Genomic DNA, 18,131 nt, shown 5'->3' with positions numbered 1-18,131 from the left:
TGTTGGTGGTGGTAATACCGCTGTTGAAGAAGCACTTTATTTATCAAACATTGCTGATGAAGTTCACGTAATTCACCGCCGTGATAGCTTCCGCAGTGAAAAAATCTTAGCCGATCGCCTCGCTGAAAAAGCCGCAAACGGTAACGTAGTCATGCATTATAACCGTACGCTTGATGAAGTACTGGGTGACCAAATGGGTGTTACCGGTGTTCGTATTAAAGATGCAAACTCAGAAGCAACTGAAGAAATTGATTTAGCGGGCGTATTTATTGCCATTGGTCATAAACCAAATACTGATATGTTTGTTGGCCAACTTGAAATGAAAGACGGCTACTTAGTGGTTGAGTCAGGCCTAAACGGCAATGCAACACAAACTAGCGTGCCAGGCGTTTTTGCAGCAGGTGATGTGTCTGATCATATCTACCGCCAAGCAATCACTTCAGCTGGCACTGGCTGTATGGCTGCCCTTGATGCAGAGCGTTTCTTAGATAACCTATAAATTTATATATACTTGTATAATGGGCTGAATTTTCAGCCCTTTTTTGTGGGCAAAGATTAATTCAATGGTAAAGGCTCACCCAACGCCGAAAAGTACTCATTGCACTCGCACCAACATTCACCACACTTATACTCGAAATCAATCATATTTATACAATTAATGGCTTAGGTGCGATAGGATCTAAGTCCGAGCAATGAATATCGTCAAAGTATAGTAAGTAAAACTAGCTATAATTATAGTCAGGCACAAAAGCTTTATTCATTTAGGCATTACTAGAGGCTGTAAAATCAGTTAAAATGCTTAACTTCATATCAAGTAAAATACCGAGAGTTTTCTATGAGTTTGTATACAAAATATATGGAAGAAATCCAAACCCGTAAAACGGAGCTTGGATTAAACCCACAACCAATCGATAGCGCTGAACTAGTATCAGAAATCATTAATCAAATTAAAGATACTAATAACGAGCACCGTAAAGATTCACTGCATTTCTTTATCTTTAATACCTTACCAGGAACAACCAGTGCTGCGGGCGTTAAAGCACAGTTTTTAAAAGAAATTATTTTGGGTGAAGAGCAAGTTGCAGAGATCACTCCTGAGTTTGCATTTGAACTGCTTTCACACATGAAAGGCGGCCCGTCAATTGAAATGCTAATTGATTTAGCATTTGCTGATGACGCAAAAATCGCAGCACAAGCTGCTGAAGTACTTAAGACTCAAGTATTCTTGTATGATGCAGATATGGCGCGCATAAAAGCGGCATACGAAGCGGGTAACGCTATTGCAAAAGAGTTACTAGAGAGTTTCTCAAAAGCTGAATTCTTCACAAAATTACCTGACATCGAAGAAACAATCGATGTAGTAACCTATATTGCCGGTGAAGGCGACATCTCAACTGATTTACTGTCTCCAGGTAACCAAGCACATTCACGTGCTGACCGTGAATTACACGGTAAGTGCATGATCACTGAAGAAGCGCAACAAGAAATTGTTGAACTTCAAAAGAAACACCCTAACGCTAAAGTAATGCTGATTGCTGAAAAAGGCACCATGGGCGTAGGCTCATCACGTATGTCTGGTGTGAATAACGTAGCACTTTGGGCTGGTAAACAAGCAAGTCCATACGTGCCTTTCATCAATATTGCACCGGTTGTTGCAGGGACTAATGGTATTGCGCCTATCTTCTTAACAACGGTTGATGTTACAGGCGGTATTGGTCTTGACCTTAAAAACTGGGTGAAAAAAGTAGATGCCAACGGTAACACGGTTACTGATGAAAATGGTGATGCTGTGCTTGAAGAAGCGTACTCTGTTGCCACAGGTACTGTGTTAACAATCAATACAAAAGAGAAAAAGCTTTATAACGGTGATAAAGAACTGGTTGATGTATCGTCAGCATTCACCCCACAAAAAGTTGAATTCATGAGAGCCGGTGGTTCTTACGCTGTAGTATTTGGTAAGAAACTACAAACGTTTGCGGCTGAAACTCTCGGCATTGAAACCCCACTTGTGTATGCCCCTTCAAAAGAGATTTCACATGAAGGCCAAGGTTTAACAGCGGTTGAAAAAATCTTTAACCGTAATGCAGTAGGTGTACTATCAGATACGCCACTTCATGCAGGCTCAAATGTGCGCGTTAGAGTGAACATCGTTGGTTCGCAAGATACAACCGGGCCAATGACAGCACAAGAATTAGAAGCGATGGCTGCTTCTACGATTTCACCTCTTGTTGATGGTGCCTATCAGTCTGGTTGTCACACTGCATCAGTATGGGATAGCAAAGCACAAGCGAATATTCCAAAACTAATGGCGTTCATGAATAAGTTTGGTTTGATCACAGCACGTGATCCGAAAGGCGTTTATCATGCAATGACTGACGTAATCCACAAAGTATTGAACGACATTACCATTGATGACCGCGCTATCATCATCGGTGGTGACTCGCATACCCGTATGTCTAAAGGCGTTGCCTTTGGTGCCGATTCAGGTACTGTTGCTGTTGCACTTGCAACCGGCGAATCAGCGATGCCAATTCCTGATTCAGTTAAAGTAACGTTTAAAGGCAAAATGGCTAAGCACATGGATTTCCGCGATGTTGTACATGCAACGCAAGCGCAAATGCTTAAGCAATTTGGCGGCGAAAACGTGTTCCAAGGTCGTATCATTGAAGTTCATATTGGTACTCTAATGGCTGACCAAGCGTTTACCTTCACTGACTGGACTGCAGAAATGAAAGCGAAAGCGTCAATCTGTATTTCAAATGATGAAACGCTAATTAAGTCAATTGAACTTGCTAAATCACGTATCCAAATCATGATCAACAAAGGTATGGATAACGAAGCGCAAACGCTACAAGGTCTAATCGACTTAGCTGACAAACGTATTGCAGGTATTCAATCTGGTGAAGAGCCAGCACTTTCTCCAGATGACAACGCTAAATACCACGCAGAAGTTGTGGTTGACTTAGACCAAATCGTTGAGCCAATGATTGCCGATCCAGACGTAAATAACGATGATGTTTCTAAGCGTTATACTCACGATGTGATCCGCCCTGTTTCTTTTTACAACGACAAGCCTGTTGATTTAGCTTTTGTTGGTTCGTGTATGGTGCACAAAGGCGATATGAAAATTATTGCTCACATGCTACGTAACCTTGAGAAGAAAAACGGTTCTATCTCATTCAAAGCGCCATTGGTAGTTGCGCCACCAACATATAACATTGTTGATGAGCTTAAAGCGGAAGGCGATTGGGATATCCTTGCTAAATACGCAGGGTTTGAATTTGACGATGCAAAACCAAAAACGGCTGCACGTACTAAGTATGAAAATATCTTATACCTAGAACGCCCTGGTTGTAACCTATGTATGGGTAACCAAGAAAAAGCTGAACCTGGTGACACTGTTATCGCAACGTCAACACGTCTGTTTCAAGGCCGTGTAGTAGCCGATACATCTGAGAAAAAAGGTGAGTCACTACTGGGTTCAACGCCAGTTGTAGTACTTTCTTCTGTGCTTGGTCGTTTCCCGACTATCGAAGAGTATAAGTCTGCAGTTGAAGGGATTGACCTTACATCGTTTGTACCTGTTGCAGAAGCGATGACAACTAAGTTCAACGCAGGTCAAGCAGTACCCGTAAAAGTGGTTAGCTAATTCGCCGAATTGACACTAATTAAAAGCGCGTTTTCAACGCGCTTTTTTTTGCCTATCAGAAACATTGCGTTAGAATGCACGCCCTGTACAGCGCTATGTCCTGTATACTCTTCATATTTGTTGTTTGTGAATTTAAAGCAACAGGTTACACTTTTCATCTGATCTTTCAGTTACTAAATCGGTGTTATGACTAAACAACTCTATCAGCTTTCTAAAAACCATTTCATTTTTCCTGATCCAACTCACGCATTAGATGATCCTGATGGTTTACTTGCTATTGGTGGCTGTTTATCCATAACGCGGTTAAAAAACGCGTATGGGCAAGGTATTTTCCCCTGGTTTAGCGAATACGAACCTATTATGTGGTGGTCACCCAGTGAGCGCGGCATTATCGAGCTAGATGAGTTTCATGTCAGCCGAAGTCTACGTAAACATTTAAAAAAGAATCCAGTTACAGTTACAATCAATACAGCGTTTACACAAGTGATTGCAGCCTGTCGCCAACAACGCTTAGCAACCGATGGTACTTGGATCACCAAAAAAATGCTCAATGCCTATGAAGATGCACATAGATCGGGCCTCGCTCATAGCGTAGAAGTTTGGTCAGACGATAAACTGGTCGGTGGCTTATACGGCATTATGCAACACGGTGTATTTTGTGGTGAATCAATGTTTCATCATCAAGCAAACTGTTCAAAATTAGCCATGTGGGCACTGGTTAATTGGTTAAAACGCCATCAGGCGCATTTTATAGATTGCCAGCTTGAGAACCCTTATTTAGTTACTTTAGGTGAAAAAGTGCTACCACGCTCAGAATTTTTAACTAAGCTTAAAGCAGCAGAAAATTTTATTATGCCAACAACAATGTGGCAACCTCAGGAGCTTATCGCAATTTATGACTGAACATTTACCTGCTCGTTTAGGATTAAGCCAACAATTTGATTGTAGCTACCTTGCCGATCGCCAAGAGCAATTATTAGTCATTTTGGATCCAAGTTGTTACACTCCAAATAAATTTGAGCAGTTACTGGCGCTTGGTTTTCGCCGCAGTGGCGACCAAATATACCGCCCACACTGCCCAGCTTGCAGCGCATGTAAGTCTGTACGTGTATTAGCTCAGGCATTTTTGCCGACAAAATCACAAAAACGTAAACTTAATAAAGCAAAAAATACCTTTCGCGTGAAATACTCAGATCAACAGCGCCCCGAATACTTCCCGTTGTACAGTAAATACATTACCGAGCGCCATCAAGATGGCTCGATGTTCCCACCCGAGCAAAATCAGTTCAACAGCTTTATATTTTGTCACTGGTTACCCATTACTTTTATTGAGTTATGGGATCAAGAAAAACTCGTTGCTGTGGCGGTAACTGATTGTATGCACAAGGCTGTTTCCGCTATTTATAGTTTTTTTGACCCTGATTATGAGCACTACAGTGTCGGCACTGTTATGATTTTAGAGCAGCTCAAATTTGCCAAGCAATACGATAAAGAATTTGTCTATTTAGGCTACCAAATAGATGAATGTGCAAAAATGCGCTATAAAACTCAGTTTTTACCAGCCCAAAATAGGGTTGCAGAGCAGTGGTTGGCTATTTAATTTGCAAAAAAGCCTGCTGTGGCTTTACTTATTGCAGTATTTTCGGCAGAATCTGCATCGTTTAACTATTAAAGAGGTGTTACGCTAAACATGGCGAAAGAAGACGTAATCGAAATGCAAGGGACGGTCCTTGATACTTTACCAAATACAATGTTCCGAGTTGAGCTTGAAAATGGTCACGTAGTTGTGGCTCACATTTCAGGTAAAATGCGTAAAAACTATATCCGCATTCTAACCGGCGATAAAGTTACCGTAGAAATGACCCCATACGATTTATCAAAAGGTCGCATCGTATTCCGTGCTCGCTAAGTTAGTGCGTTAACGAAATATCAAGTTTTTAGCTAAGTTGTCTGAGTAACTTAGTTACTTTCTACACTAGCTTGAAGCGTTTATTAAATGTAATTGATAGCTAAACTAACAATTACATTTAATAAACAAAAAGCCCAGCAATTGCTGGGCTTTTTGTTTTCTATTTAACGCTGCGATTATGCAGGCGTTAAATTCGTTTCATAATCAAAACATAATTTCTTATCTTTGATAGACACTTTCACTGTGCCACCGTCGATAAGTTGCCCAAATAAGATCTCGTTAGCCAGCGGCTTTTTCAATTGCTCTTGGATCACGCGGCCCATTGGACGTGCGCCCATAGCTTTATCGTAGCCTTTATCTGCCAACCATTCTCGCGCTTTATTAGTAAGCTCAAGGTTAACTGACTTTTTATCCAGCTGTGCTTGTAGCTCAACAATAAATTTATCAACCACCAGTAAAGTTACATCACGATCAAGGTGATTAAACCAAATGATGTTATCTAGACGGTTTCTAAACTCTGGCGAAAATACTTTATTAATTTCACTCATCGCATCATGAGAATGATCTTGATCAGTAAAACCAATCGACTTACGAACGGTCTCTTGTACACCCGCGTTAGTGGTCATCACCACCACCACGTTTCTAAAGTCCGCTTTACGGCCGTTATTATCGGTCAGCGTGCCGTGATCCATTACCTGCAATAAAATATTGTAGATATCAGAGTGGGCTTTCTCAATCTCATCCAATAATACAACCGAATGTGGATTTTTGATCACCGCTTCCGTTAGCAAGCCGCCTTGTTCAAAACCAACATAGCCTGGAGGCGCACCAATTAAACGGCTCACCGCGTGTCGCTCAACATACTCAGACATATCAAAACGGATAAACTCAACGCCCATGCATTTTGCAAGCTGTTTAGTCACCTCAGTTTTACCGACACCGGTTGGCCCTGCAAACAAGAACGAACCGACTGGTTTATCTTCATTTGATAAGCCTGAACGCGATAAGCGAATGGCCGAGGTTAGTGCATCGATTGATTGATCTTGACCAAATACCAACATCTTCAAATTACGATCAAGATTTTTAAGGGTCTCTTTATCGCTCGATGACACACTTTGCTGCGGAATACGCGCCATTTTCGCCACTATCAATTCGATATCTGCCACACCAATGGTTTTTTTGCGTTTCGAAATCGGTTGTAATCGTTGACTGGCACCCGCTTCGTCAATCACATCAATGGCTTTATCCGGTAAGTGACGCTCATTAATGTACTTAGCACTGAGCTCCGCTGCCGCTTTTAACGCTTTTTGTGTATAGCGAATACCATGGTGCTCTTCATAACGCTCTTTTAAGCCATTAAGAATTTTGGTGGTATCAGCCACACTTGGCTCAAGTACATCAATTTTTTGAAAACGACGCACTAAGGCACGGTCTTTTTCAAAGATATTTTTATACTCGTTATAGGTTGTTGAACCCATGCAACGTAACTTGCCACTTGATAACAGTGGTTTAAGTAAGTTAGAGGCGTCCATAACGCCACCAGAGGCTGCACCGGCACCAATTATGGTATGGATCTCATCAATAAATAAAATCGCGCCTGGTTTCGCCTGAAGCTCTTTTAGTAAGGCTTTAAAGCGTTTTTCAAAATCGCCACGGTACTTAGTGCCTGCAAGCAACGCGCCCATGTCTAACGAGTACACCACAGCATCGGCAATCACGTCGGGTACTTGTTCATGCACAATACGATACGCTAAGCCTTCAGCAATGGCGGTTTTACCCACCCCTGCTTCACCAACTAATAACGGGTTATTCTTTTTACGCCGACACAATACTTGCACCGTACGCTCAACTTCACTATCACGGCCCACCAATGGGTCGATATTCCCTTCACGGGCGAGCACATTCAAATTAGAGGTAAAGTTTTCTAATTTACTTGGCTCTTCGCCTTGTACTGCTTGTACTTCTTCATGGATGTCATCAGCATCTTCACCGCCCATGTCATCGTCTGCTTTAGAAATACCGTGCGAGATAAAATTCACAATATCTAATCGTGAGATATCAGCTTTTTTCAGCAAGTAAACCGCTTGGCTTTCTTGCTCTGAAAAAATAGCCACCAGTACATTAACGCCAGTTACTTCATTTTTGCCAGATGATTGCACATGAAATACGGCACGTTGTAATACCCGCTGAAAACCGAGAGTTGGTTGTGTTTCGCGTTCTTCTTCTAAATCAGGAATGACTGGAGTGGTTTCATTTATAAATTCTGATAACTCAGCTTTTAGTGCTGCCATATCAATCCCACAGGCATGCAGTGCTTCTCCAGCCGATGGATTGTCTAGTAGCGCGAGTAATAAGTGCTCTACAGTCATAAATTCATGACGACGTGTACGCGCTTCACGAAACGCTGCGTTTAAAGTTAGTTCTAAATCTTTGTTTAGCATTAGCAACCCCTTACTGAGATAAAATATATATACCGTTGTGATGGGTATTTTGATCACCCTACCTTGGTATTATTCCTGCTCACAACTACATAGCAGTGGATGCTGATTATCCCGCGCATAACGGTTAACTTGTTCAACTTTGGTATACGCTACATCGGCGCTATAAACGCCACATATTGCGCGACCATTTTGATGAACTTGCAGCATCACATCTGTTGCTCTATCGCTATCCATATTAAAAAACGTCGTTAGTACTTCTATCACAAAGTCCATAGGCGTGTAATCATCATTATTTAAAATGACTTTGTATTTTCGCGGTGGTTGCAGTTTTTGCTTCTCACTATCGCGAACTGTGTCTAAAACACCTGAATCTTTCATGCCACTCATAATTAAATATAGTCTTGTCTTTGGAACTCAAGCAAACTTGAATAAAAAAATAAATTAAATGTTAAAAAATAGTTTAAAACACTTGACTGATCGGCGAAATAAACTACAGTCAATTGTAGATTGATTAAACCTTAGTCAGTCTATCAAACTATACGGTTTAGAATAACTAAATTAGTCAACTTATAGAAGGATGTAGAAGTATGGCTTGTGGTAAAGTCAAATGGTTCAATAATGCCAAAGGTTTTGGTTTCATCGTAGAAGACGGCTGCGAGAATGATATATTCGCCCATTACTCAACGATTGTGATGGACGGTTATAAAACACTTAAAGCTGGTCAAGATGTAACATTCGAATTGCAGCAAGGCCCTAAAGGCATGCATGCGACTAACATAGCTCCTAACGAAGACTTAGTGTAGTTGTTTAGAGGTTCGACTAAAGCGAGCGACCTGTAAAGATCCTCGCTTAATTCCTTTGCTAATTACTACTTTGTAGTGCATTCACCAATACCCTCAACTTTTTGTTATCAATTAAATGTTCAGTATGAACAAAAACTGTCCTTGCTCTTGAAATTCTTTTTTAATACCCCAATCTTGTAAATGTTATATTTGTTATTAGCCCTTTTGTGCCAAGCTTGTTACACTCTTTGTGCTTAAAATTAGCTAGCAACGGCCCTTTAAGCGGTAAAATTAGGCTAATGGCTAATTTACTTAGCCTGCAAATAACATAAATTTAATACAGTTCGTCAGGTGTGATTATTGAATCAACAGTATTAACACCTAACAGACTGATCATTGTCATGGCGTGCACGCATGCTGGCGATGATATTCTTTGCATTGTTGAATATGGCTCTTATGCCTACTATCTAGGAATGATGATGACATCAAAAATTATCTACACTAAAACAGACGAAGCTCCGGCACTAGCAACTTACTCTTTGCTGCCGATCATCCAAGCATACACCAATGCCGCTGGCGTTGAAGTTGAAACACGTGACATCTCTTTAGCGGGTCGTGTTATTGCTAACTTCCCTGAGTATTTAACGCAAGAACAACGCATTGGTGATGCCCTTGCTGAGTTAGGCGAGCTGGCTAAAACACCTGAAGCAAACATCATTAAACTGCCAAATATCAGTGCATCAGTGCCACAATTACGTGCTGTTATCAAAGAATTACAAGAAAAAGGTTACGCACTGCCAGACTACCCTGCTGAACCTAAAACAGATGAAGAAAAAGCAATTCAAGCCACTTACGACAAAATCAAAGGTAGCGCAGTAAACCCAGTATTACGTGAAGGTAACTCTGATCGTCGTGCGCCAGGCTCTGTAAAAGAATATGCACGTAACAACCCACATTCAATGGGCGCGTGGAGCAAAGATTCGGCTTCAAACGTAGCGAGCATGAGCGAAGGCGATTTCTTCGGCTCTGAGCTATCAGTCACCCTTGATGCCGCCACTGATGTACGTATTGAGCACGTTGCTGAAAATGGTGATGTGACCGTGCTTAAAGCAAGCACGCCACTACTAGCAGGTGAAGTGATTGATGCATCTTCAATCAGTGTTAAAAAGTTACAAGCTTTCTTAGCTGCTGAAATCGACGCTGCTAAAGAAAAAGGCATTTTGTTTTCATTACACATGAAAGCAACCATGATGAAAGTATCTGATCCAATCATCTTTGGTCATGCGGTAAAAGTATTCTATCAAGACGTTTTTGCTAAGCACGGTGAATTATTCGCTGAGCTAGGTGTCGATGTTAATAATGGTCTTGGTGATGTTTACGCTAAAATTCAAACCTTAGATGACGCTAAACGCGCTGAAATCGAAGCTGATATTGACGCGGTTTATGCAACACGCCCTGCAATTGCAATGGTTGATTCTGATCGTGGTATCACTAACTTACACGTACCAAGTGATGTGATCATCGATGCCTCTATGCCTGCAGCCATTCGTTCAAGCGGTCAAATGTGGAACAGTGAAGGTAAATTACAAGATACCAGCTTTGTCATTCCTGATCGTTGTTACTCTGGCGTTTACCAAGCAACTATCGACTTCTGTAAAGAACACGGTGCATTTGATCCAACCACTATGGGTAGCGTACCTAACGTTGGCCTAATGGCACAAAAAGCGGAAGAATATGGTTCACATGACAAAACATTTGAAGCACCTGCAAACGGTGTAATTCGTGTTGTTGATAGTGCTGACAACGTATTGCTACAACACAGTGTTGAGCAAGGCGATATCTGGCGCATGTGCCAAGTTAAAGATGCACCAATCCAAGATTGGGTAAAATTAGCGGTAAACCGTGCACGTGCGACTGGTAACCCTGCTATTTTCTGGCTTGACGAAAACCGTGCCCACGATGCACAGTTAATCAAAAAAGTGAATGCGTATTTACCAAACCACGATACATCGGGCCTTGATATCCAAATTTTAGCACCGCTTGAAGCAACTCTGTTCTCACTTGCGCGTATTAAAGAAGGTAAAGACACAATTTCAGTAACGGGTAACGTATTACGTGATTACCTAACTGATTTATTCCCAATTCTTGAGCTTGGTACGAGTGCTAAAATGCTATCAATTGTACCGCTTATGAATGGCGGTGGCTTATTCGAAACTGGCGCAGGCGGTTCAGCTCCTAAGCACGTACAACAATTTGAAAAAGAAAATCACTTACGTTGGGATTCTTTAGGTGAGTTCTTAGCACTTGCTGCGTCACTTGAGCACCTAAGCGTGACTACAGGTAACAACAAAGCACAAGTACTTGCTGACACACTTGATAAAGCAACCGGTACTTTCCTTGCTGAAAATAAATCACCGTCGCGTAAAGTAAAAGAAATTGATAACCGTGGTTCTCATTTCTTCTTATCTTTATTCTGGGCGCAAGAGCTTGCTAAGCAAAACGACGACAGTGAATTAAAAGCACAGTTCACGCAGATCGCCAGTGATTTAGAAAGCAACAAAGAGCAAATCGTTAGCGAGCTTAACGATGCACAGGGTCCAGCTGTAAACATCGGTGGTTATTTCCAACCAAATGATGATGCAGCATTTAAAGCAATGCGCCCTAGCACCACATTTAATGATATCTTAGCTAAACTAGTCTAAGTATCGATTTAAATTTAAAAGGCGCTCACTGTTACAGTGAGCGCCTTTTTTGTGGCTTTTAATCTTCACTGACACAAAAGCAAAAAGACCGCAAATGCGGTCTTTTCAATTGTTCAAGTTACTTACCTTGGAGCTGATTACTTAGTGTATGCGCGCGGCATATCTGAGTCAGTAGTATAACGTTTGCGGAGTTTATCTTGGCGTGCTTCGGTTGAAACCTCTTCGCCGTTAATAAACATTTTAGTTACGTGACTAGTAAAATCAAACGGGTCATCATTCCACATCACTAAGTCAGCGGCTTTACCTACCGCCACACTGCCGGCATTAATACCAAACACATCGGCAATGTTCGCGGTGATCGCTTTTAATGCACCTTGTTGCGTCATACCATAAGATACCGCATTACCCGCATCAAAACGTAATTGGTAAACATTGTGACTGGCATCACCCGCGATTGATAACAATACCTTCACGCCTGCTTTTTCAAGTTTGCCAGCATTGTCTAAACTCGCATGCAGCGAATCAAAACTACCTGGTAAACTTTCCATCGCGCTGACAATAACAGGAACATTTGCTTGTGCTAACTGCTCTTTCACAACCACGGCATCTTGAGCGCCTGCAATCACTAAATTAACTGAAAACTGCTGTTTAAGTTTGATTAGCTCAATAATGTCAGCGGCACGTGAAGCGGTAACTAGCAGTGGCATGTCACCCGCTAACACTTTAGTCAGTACTTTATCTTCAGTACTTGGTGTAGCATCGTCTTTTTTATCTTTCTTGTTGTTTTTTTGTTGCTGCGCTTCAAGCTTATCAACAAGGTTTTTCAGTGACATAGCACGAGAGCCTTTGCTCTTCTCGCCTAAATGCACCACCAGCGCAACTTGTGTTTGCTTTACACTGTCAAACTCACCGCTTAAATCAACGACGCTGGCAAGGCCTGCAAAAATGCTTTCTCCGCCATGAGGGGTGATCACATCACGGGTAATACCGCCTTTGCGTGCGTATGGGATCAAGCTTGAATGGGCATTAAATGCTAGGCTTGGATCAAAATCGATCCCTGCTTTATCATCACCACCATCACGAGAGCCTGCAACGGCGCCCACTTCAACTAGACCTAATTGATTCATGCTACCAATAAAGCCTGCAGTGACAATTTGCCCTTTGGCATCAATAATCGTATCCGCTGCAACTTTAGTAGGATTAATGGCGGTAATTTTGCCTTCATCCATAATAATGCTAGCGCCTTGTAAAATACCTTGCTCAGTTGAAGTATGCACAGTAGCATTGATGATCGCCACAGATTGGGCGTTCACCGCAGTACTTGCTAACAAACCAGCAGCAACTAGCGAGAGCGAAAATGAATGTGTTAATTTTGTCATCCTAGTTACTCCTTATTTTTGACCTAACATAAAATCGCTTTGCGCTTGGAATGTTTCATCGTAGCGATCATACACTTTTGCACCATCTACAAATACTTGCTCAGCTTTAGCATAAACACTAAATGGGCTTTGATTCCAAATTACCACATCGCCTTGTTTACCTGCTTCGAGTGAACCGGTTTTATCAGCGATACCCAGCGATTTTGCAGCATTTGAGGTGATCCATTTAATCGCATGCTGTTCTGAGATATTAAAACCATTGTCGTTGGCGCGGTACATTACTTTGCCGGCTTCTTGGTTTAAGCGCTGGATAGTGGTATCAGAATCAGAGTGAACAACAGCACAAGAGTTTTTCACCGCATCAACAATCGCTACGTTTTCTTGTACCATGTCATAGGCTTCCATTTTAAAGCCCCACCAATCAGGCCAAAGCGCAGCACATGAACCATTTTCAGCGAGTAAATCGGCAATTTTATATGCTTCAATACCGTGATGGAAAGTACCGGCGTGATAACCAAACTCTTTTGACAGGTCGATCATCACTGCCATTTCTTCAGCTTTATAGCAATGATTGTGGATCATTACTTCGCCTTCTAAGACACCACGTAATGTATCGTACTTAATATCGCGATGTGGTACTGCTGGGTTTTTACCTGCTGCATAGTCAGCGTCGTATTTATCCCATTCACGCTTATATTCTGCAGCGCCAATCCAAGCTGTGCGATAGCCAGCCACATTACCCATACGGGTTGATGGTAATACGCCTTTACGCCCATAAACGCGTTTCGGGTTTTCACCACACGCCATTTTTAAGCCGTACGGTGCATCAGGAAATTTCATACCTTGCATAGTGTGCGATGGGACATTTTTTAAAGTAACCCCACGGCCACCAAATAAATTCGCTGAACCAGGTAAAATTTGTAATGACGTGATGCCACCTTCGCGAGCGCGATTAAAACCTGGGTCTTGTGGCCAAACAGAGTGCTCAACCCATACTTCGGCAGTGTTTGGGCTGGTCATCTCATTACCATCTTGGTGAGATTCTACTGACGGACTTGGATAAGCACCTAAGTGTGAATGCACATCTATTAACCCTGGTGTTACCCATTTGCCTTGCGCATCTATAGTCAAATCAGCTTGCGCACTTAGGTCTTTACCCACTTGTTGCACTTTACCATCTACGAGCAATACATCAGCTTCTTCTAAACGCTCGCCAGTGCCCGTTAAAACGGTTGCATTAGTGATCAAGGTTGTCGTTGATTTAAGTGCTTTATAGGTACTTGGGTACGGGTTTTTATTAATTGTTACTTTTTCGTCTTGCGGGCCATTATCCTGGCAACCCGCTAAAGCGACGCCAAGAGCAACAACCAACAATGATGGAGCAAATTTTTGCATCATGTTAATCCCTGTTATTTTTTTGTTACTGTATATAAATACATTCTATAAAGCTAAAAAATAAGCCAAATCTGCATTTATACGAGATGAACGTAATTTACTAGGTTATTTCTTAATATAATTGTTATATAACTGTTCTAGTGCCGCTTCAGTAGTTAGACTGGGATCTTTAGTAATAAAGTGCTTAACAGTACGCGTTACAAAATCTGAATTTTGTTTATGCAATTTTGCAAAGTCTTTAATTAAACAATTACCGTCTTTCGCTGCTGTTACTTTATCGTGACGATGACGATACTGACTCAGCGCTTTATTAAAATCACCTTGATAATCTTCTACTAATATTTTGTAAAAATCACTTTTTTGTACTTTTAATACACCAATACAATGATTTAATGCTTCTTTAAAGTCAGTAAAAATGACGCCTTCAACATCAAACTCAGCGGTTTTTTCACGTACTGTTACTTTCGCTTCTTCTGTTGCATAGCTAAAACCACTAAACGCTAAACGCTCTGCGGCTTCTTTACCCAATACCATGCCTGCTTTAATACTATGCGCAAACTCATCACTCATATCGCTAAGTTCATTCTCATGCCACATGTTGTAAACGCGTAATGGTTTTGCGTATTTACTACCAAGTTTGTTTTTTAATTTCGTAAAGCGTTCATCAATGGTCATTAAACGCTCGTTATGTAATATCGCATGACACTCATAACAGGCTGGAATACTTATAAACTCGGCCTCTTCACCTAAATCAATAATGCTTTGTAGCATATGTAATGGCGGGCAATGATCGCGCTCAGTCGCTTCACAGCCACAATAAAAGCAACGATTAAAATTATGCTGTTCACAGGCGTAAGCTTGCTGATAATAACTCGCCAATGTTTTACTCACAGAGTCTCCTAATAGACAGGTATGTTTATAATCAAGGCGATCATAACAGGGTTAAAAAATATGTCAGCAATGCAGCAGCACAAAGTGTATTTACTCTAAAGTAAATAGCATGTAAAACCAATGAAAACAGATTGAAAAACAACCAAAATCAATGAAAAAAGTGAAAAATAAATATCTTTAAATATGTCAAAATACACATATCAATTCATTAATTATCAATTAGTTAAATTTAAAATGACACATTCACATACAGTGTTACATCTTGTCGATTTTGATTTACAGCTTTAATTAAAAATATAGCTAATAATGAATTCGTCAACAGGACAACACCCCCAAACCACTGGAGAATGATGATGAATACTTTAACGACGACACTTTGTACAACATTACTTTTAGGCACTGCGGCATTGACTACAACCAATACAGAGGCAGCACAATTTGTAGCGGCTGATAACAGCCCAGGCACACAGCTTTGTATGGCCGTGGTATCAAATAAACCATTGCAACTTTATGCAACAATGAAAGATTTACGTATTAATAAAAACACCACGGCCGATAAACTACACTGTAACAACATGAACATAGCAAAATTTGCTGGTACTTACGGTTTTGATAAAACGGCAAAGTACTTGGGCATTGAAACCACTATTGATACTTCAATTCAAGACTTAGCGAAATTAAACCAACAAACTATTATGGTTGTTGCAGGTTCTAAATAATATGCTAAAAATACGATTAATTTAAGCTGGCGAGTAGTTGGCCAGCTTAAATTAGCGACCTAAAAATAAATTAAATGATTGCCGCCACAAGACCAAATAAACCACCAAACACACCACCCCATACCACAAGCCATCCTAAATGCTCTCTGATCATGGTTTGTATAATATCCTTCACCATTTTTGGCGTCAGTTCATCTAAACGCTCATCGACTAGACCTGACACCGTTGTAAACAGTGAATCACTTGCCAGACTGGTCTGGGTAAGCTTGCTATTGACTAGCGTCTTAAATTCATCAGTTTGGCTCATGGCAATGAGTGAATCACGCATTTTTTCTATAAAAGATTCACGCATTGGCTCCACCGCAGCGCTGCCACCAAACATGGCTAACATACTGCCAAATTGAGAGTGTTCTATCACATCTAAAAGCGTGTCAAATGCGGGGTTTAAGTCCACTTCGCTGATCACTGGTTGCAAATCAATATCCATGGCTTTATTGCCGAGTAATTGCGATATTTTTTGCTCTGAAAAGAACTCAGTTAAAATAAGATTTTTAATCGCGACTTTAAACCCTGCAAATTTCAATTGGATCACACCGGAGCCATACAATAAGGGCACTTTTTCAAATAACATATGCACCGCAAGTAAATTAGTCACCGCACCAGAAAGTGCAAATAAGCCGATTGACAGCACAATTGCTTGGTTAAATAAAAAACCAGTAACCACTAAAACTCCCGCAATCACATTAGTAACAAGGCTTTTATTCATTCTTCCTCCAGTTGGGTTATTGTATAAAGCTGAGCATGCACTGCTAAAACATGAATTTTACTCTCAAGAGTTTGTTTATTTAACTACTTTTTGCCATAGTTTAGTTATCTGTATAAAAGGTGAACAATGCTATGTGGAATACGGTTAACGAACAAATCAGCCAAGCTATGCATTTTGACTTTAAGCACACCAGTAAACGCCAACTGCAAAGTCCAAATAGCGATAAACTATTTCAAATAAGCGATGGTACTCATCAATACTTTGTTAAAGTTGCGCATCGTAATGACCTAGAACGATTTGAAAGCGAAGCCCACAATTTACAGCTGCTTATCAAAGAGAGCTTATTTATGGTGCCAGATTGTATCACTACCGGCGCGAGTATTGAGTTTTCATTTATTGTTTTAGAATGGCTTGAACTGGATCAGCAACCTCATAGTAATTGGCATATTATGGGCAGCCACCTTGCCTGCCTACACCTAAAACATCGTCAGGCCATGTTTGGCTTTGATCACGATAATTTTATTGGCCCTACCGCTCAGCCCAATCGTTGGCATAAAAAATGGAATATATTTTTTGCTGAAGAGCGGATTGGCTGGCAGCTGCAATTACTGCATGAAAAAGGCATTGAGTTGGTAGATAAAGATTACTTTGTCGCATTTATAAAAGACATGTTACACAGTCATAGCGTGCAACCATCATTGTTACATGGCGATTTTTGGCGTGGCAATATGGGGTTTATTCACAGTGTGCCCAGCATCTTTGATCCCAGCTGTTATTATGGTGATCGGGAAGTCGATATTGCTATGAGTGAGTTATTTGCCCCGCTTCCGGATGCATTTTACATTGCCTACAATAAACACTATCCACTTAGCCAAGGCTATGAACAACGCAAATTAATTTACCAGCTCTATCCTATTTTAAATCACGCCAATATTTTTGCAGGGCACTATCTTACTGAAGCTAAACAACAAATAGAACGACTGCTGAAATAAGGCGATTTTTATTGTCAAATTGATGTCATAAATGGCTAAAGCAGACTATATTTAGGTATCGCCTAACATTGCACAAACCCAGTAATAGCGGGCGTTGCGTACAACTCTGTGGAGCATAACAATTTATCCGACACTATAAATAGTCATGCTTTATTAGCTCTGCTTTGTAAGGTTGGATCATTTATGCAAAATCATCTCTCACAACGGATCAGTTGCCCACACTGCGGCCACCACATTCACATTACCCTTGATGCCAGCGATGGCGATCAAGATTACTTCGAAGACTGCAGCGCATGCTGTAACCCAATCCACTTTAACATGCATATCGACTATGCTAATAGTAAAGTGGAGTTACATATAGACAGCGATGACGAGCAAATATTTTAGCTAAAGATTACTGTGATGACTGTTGGCGTAAGTAGTTTTCGACAGTATTAATAATGGTATAGGTTTGTTGATCAACCTCAATATTTAGCTCATCACCGAGTGATGCCTGACCAATATTG

General features: G+C 41.0%; 16 protein-coding genes and 1 pseudogene. 10 read left to right on the top strand and 7 right to left on the bottom strand.

Features of this window, described 5'->3' with window-relative positions; translation table 11 throughout:
* From ENH88_RS09950 to infA, 5 genes are all read left to right on the top strand, one after another.
* A partial coding sequence (locus ENH88_RS09950; protein WP_304182111.1) for an FAD-dependent oxidoreductase occupies positions 1 to 499 on the top strand: 499 nt, incomplete at its 5' end.
* Between the two features lie 336 nt (positions 500 to 835).
* Positions 836 to 3,649 (top strand): bifunctional aconitate hydratase 2/2-methylisocitrate dehydratase, encoded by a 2,814-nt coding sequence (locus tag ENH88_RS09945; protein WP_304182110.1) that lies wholly within the window; start codon positions 836 to 838, stop codon positions 3,647 to 3,649.
* A gap of 186 nt (positions 3,650 to 3,835) precedes the next feature.
* Positions 3,836 to 4,552, top strand: coding sequence for a leucyl/phenylalanyl-tRNA--protein transferase (gene aat / locus ENH88_RS09940; RefSeq protein WP_304182109.1), 717 nt, complete (start codon positions 3,836 to 3,838; stop codon positions 4,550 to 4,552).
* Complete coding sequence (locus ENH88_RS09935) at positions 4,545 to 5,249, top strand: arginyltransferase (protein ID WP_304182108.1); 705 nt, start codon at positions 4,545 to 4,547, stop codon at positions 5,247 to 5,249. Before aat ends, ENH88_RS09935 begins: the two co-directional genes overlap by 8 nt.
* A gap of 90 nt (positions 5,250 to 5,339) precedes the next feature.
* Positions 5,340 to 5,558, top strand: coding sequence for a translation initiation factor IF-1 (gene infA / locus ENH88_RS09930; protein ID WP_002962494.1), 219 nt, complete (start codon positions 5,340 to 5,342; stop codon positions 5,556 to 5,558).
* A 176-nt stretch (positions 5,559 to 5,734) separates the two neighbouring features.
* On the opposite strand, the gene clpA is transcribed toward infA, so the two are convergent.
* Together clpA and clpS are read right to left on the bottom strand one after the other, a co-directional pair.
* On the bottom strand, positions 5,735 to 7,999 hold the full coding sequence (clpA, locus tag ENH88_RS09925; RefSeq protein WP_304182107.1) for an ATP-dependent Clp protease ATP-binding subunit ClpA: 2,265 nt from the start codon (positions 7,997 to 7,999) through the stop codon (positions 5,735 to 5,737).
* A 69-nt stretch (positions 8,000 to 8,068) separates the two neighbouring features.
* Positions 8,069 to 8,377, bottom strand: a complete 309-nt coding sequence (gene clpS / locus ENH88_RS09920; protein ID WP_304182106.1) for an ATP-dependent Clp protease adapter ClpS — start codon at positions 8,375 to 8,377, stop codon at positions 8,069 to 8,071.
* Positions 8,378 to 8,586: 209 nt separating this feature from the next.
* Between clpS and cspD the strand changes: the two genes are divergently transcribed.
* Both cspD and ENH88_RS09910 read left to right on the top strand, forming a co-directional pair.
* The gene (gene cspD / locus ENH88_RS09915; protein WP_016709271.1) at positions 8,587 to 8,802 is read left to right on the top strand and encodes a cold shock domain-containing protein CspD; all 216 of its coding nucleotides are present in this window, start codon (positions 8,587 to 8,589) and stop codon (positions 8,800 to 8,802) included.
* Between the two features lie 458 nt (positions 8,803 to 9,260).
* A complete protein-coding gene (locus ENH88_RS09910) occupies positions 9,261 to 11,483 on the top strand; it encodes an NADP-dependent isocitrate dehydrogenase (RefSeq protein ID WP_304182113.1) in 2,223 nt (740 codons plus the stop codon).
* Between the two features lie 137 nt (positions 11,484 to 11,620).
* Here ENH88_RS09910 and ENH88_RS09905 read toward each other — a convergent pair whose 3' ends face one another.
* The 3 genes from ENH88_RS09905 to ENH88_RS09895 form a co-directional block, all read right to left on the bottom strand.
* Positions 11,621 to 12,862, bottom strand: coding sequence for an amidohydrolase family protein (locus ENH88_RS09905; RefSeq protein WP_304182105.1), 1,242 nt, complete (start codon positions 12,860 to 12,862; stop codon positions 11,621 to 11,623).
* Between the two features lie 12 nt (positions 12,863 to 12,874).
* Positions 12,875 to 14,257: an amidohydrolase gene (locus ENH88_RS09900; protein ID WP_304182112.1), complete on the bottom strand. Its 1,383-nt coding sequence runs from the start codon at positions 14,255 to 14,257 to the stop codon at positions 12,875 to 12,877.
* A gap of 105 nt (positions 14,258 to 14,362) precedes the next feature.
* The gene (locus ENH88_RS09895) at positions 14,363 to 15,148 is read right to left on the bottom strand and encodes a hypothetical protein (RefSeq protein WP_304182104.1); all 786 of its coding nucleotides are present in this window, start codon (positions 15,146 to 15,148) and stop codon (positions 14,363 to 14,365) included.
* Positions 15,149 to 15,498: 350 nt separating this feature from the next.
* On the opposite strand from ENH88_RS09895, the gene ENH88_RS09890 reads away from it, so the two are divergent.
* Positions 15,499 to 15,867, top strand: a complete 369-nt coding sequence (locus ENH88_RS09890; RefSeq protein WP_304182103.1) for a DUF3718 domain-containing protein — start codon at positions 15,499 to 15,501, stop codon at positions 15,865 to 15,867.
* A gap of 70 nt (positions 15,868 to 15,937) precedes the next feature.
* Here the strand turns inward: ENH88_RS09890 and ENH88_RS09885 are convergent, their stop codons facing one another.
* Positions 15,938 to 16,633, bottom strand: coding sequence for a DUF445 domain-containing protein (locus ENH88_RS09885; RefSeq protein ID WP_304182102.1), 696 nt, complete (start codon positions 16,631 to 16,633; stop codon positions 15,938 to 15,940).
* 131 nt (positions 16,634 to 16,764) lie between these two features.
* On the opposite strand from ENH88_RS09885, the gene ENH88_RS09880 reads away from it, so the two are divergent.
* Both ENH88_RS09880 and ENH88_RS09875 read left to right on the top strand, forming a co-directional pair.
* On the top strand, positions 16,765 to 17,625 hold the full coding sequence (locus ENH88_RS09880) for a fructosamine kinase family protein (RefSeq protein WP_304182101.1): 861 nt from the start codon (positions 16,765 to 16,767) through the stop codon (positions 17,623 to 17,625).
* Positions 17,626 to 17,808: 183 nt separating this feature from the next.
* Positions 17,809 to 18,012: a CPXCG motif-containing cysteine-rich protein gene (locus ENH88_RS09875; protein WP_016709262.1), complete on the top strand. Its 204-nt coding sequence runs from the start codon at positions 17,809 to 17,811 to the stop codon at positions 18,010 to 18,012.
* A gap of 7 nt (positions 18,013 to 18,019) precedes the next feature.
* On the opposite strand, the pseudogene ENH88_RS09870 reads toward ENH88_RS09875, so the two are convergent.
* Positions 18,020 to 18,131 (bottom strand): annotated as a pseudogene (locus ENH88_RS09870) (riboflavin synthase); the annotation flags it as partial.

It is taken from the genome of Pseudoalteromonas prydzensis (assembly GCF_011050055.1).
GTDB classification, from domain to species: Bacteria; Pseudomonadota; Gammaproteobacteria; order Enterobacterales; family Alteromonadaceae; genus Pseudoalteromonas; species Pseudoalteromonas prydzensis_A.
This window is presented reverse-complemented; position numbering and strand designations above follow the sequence as displayed.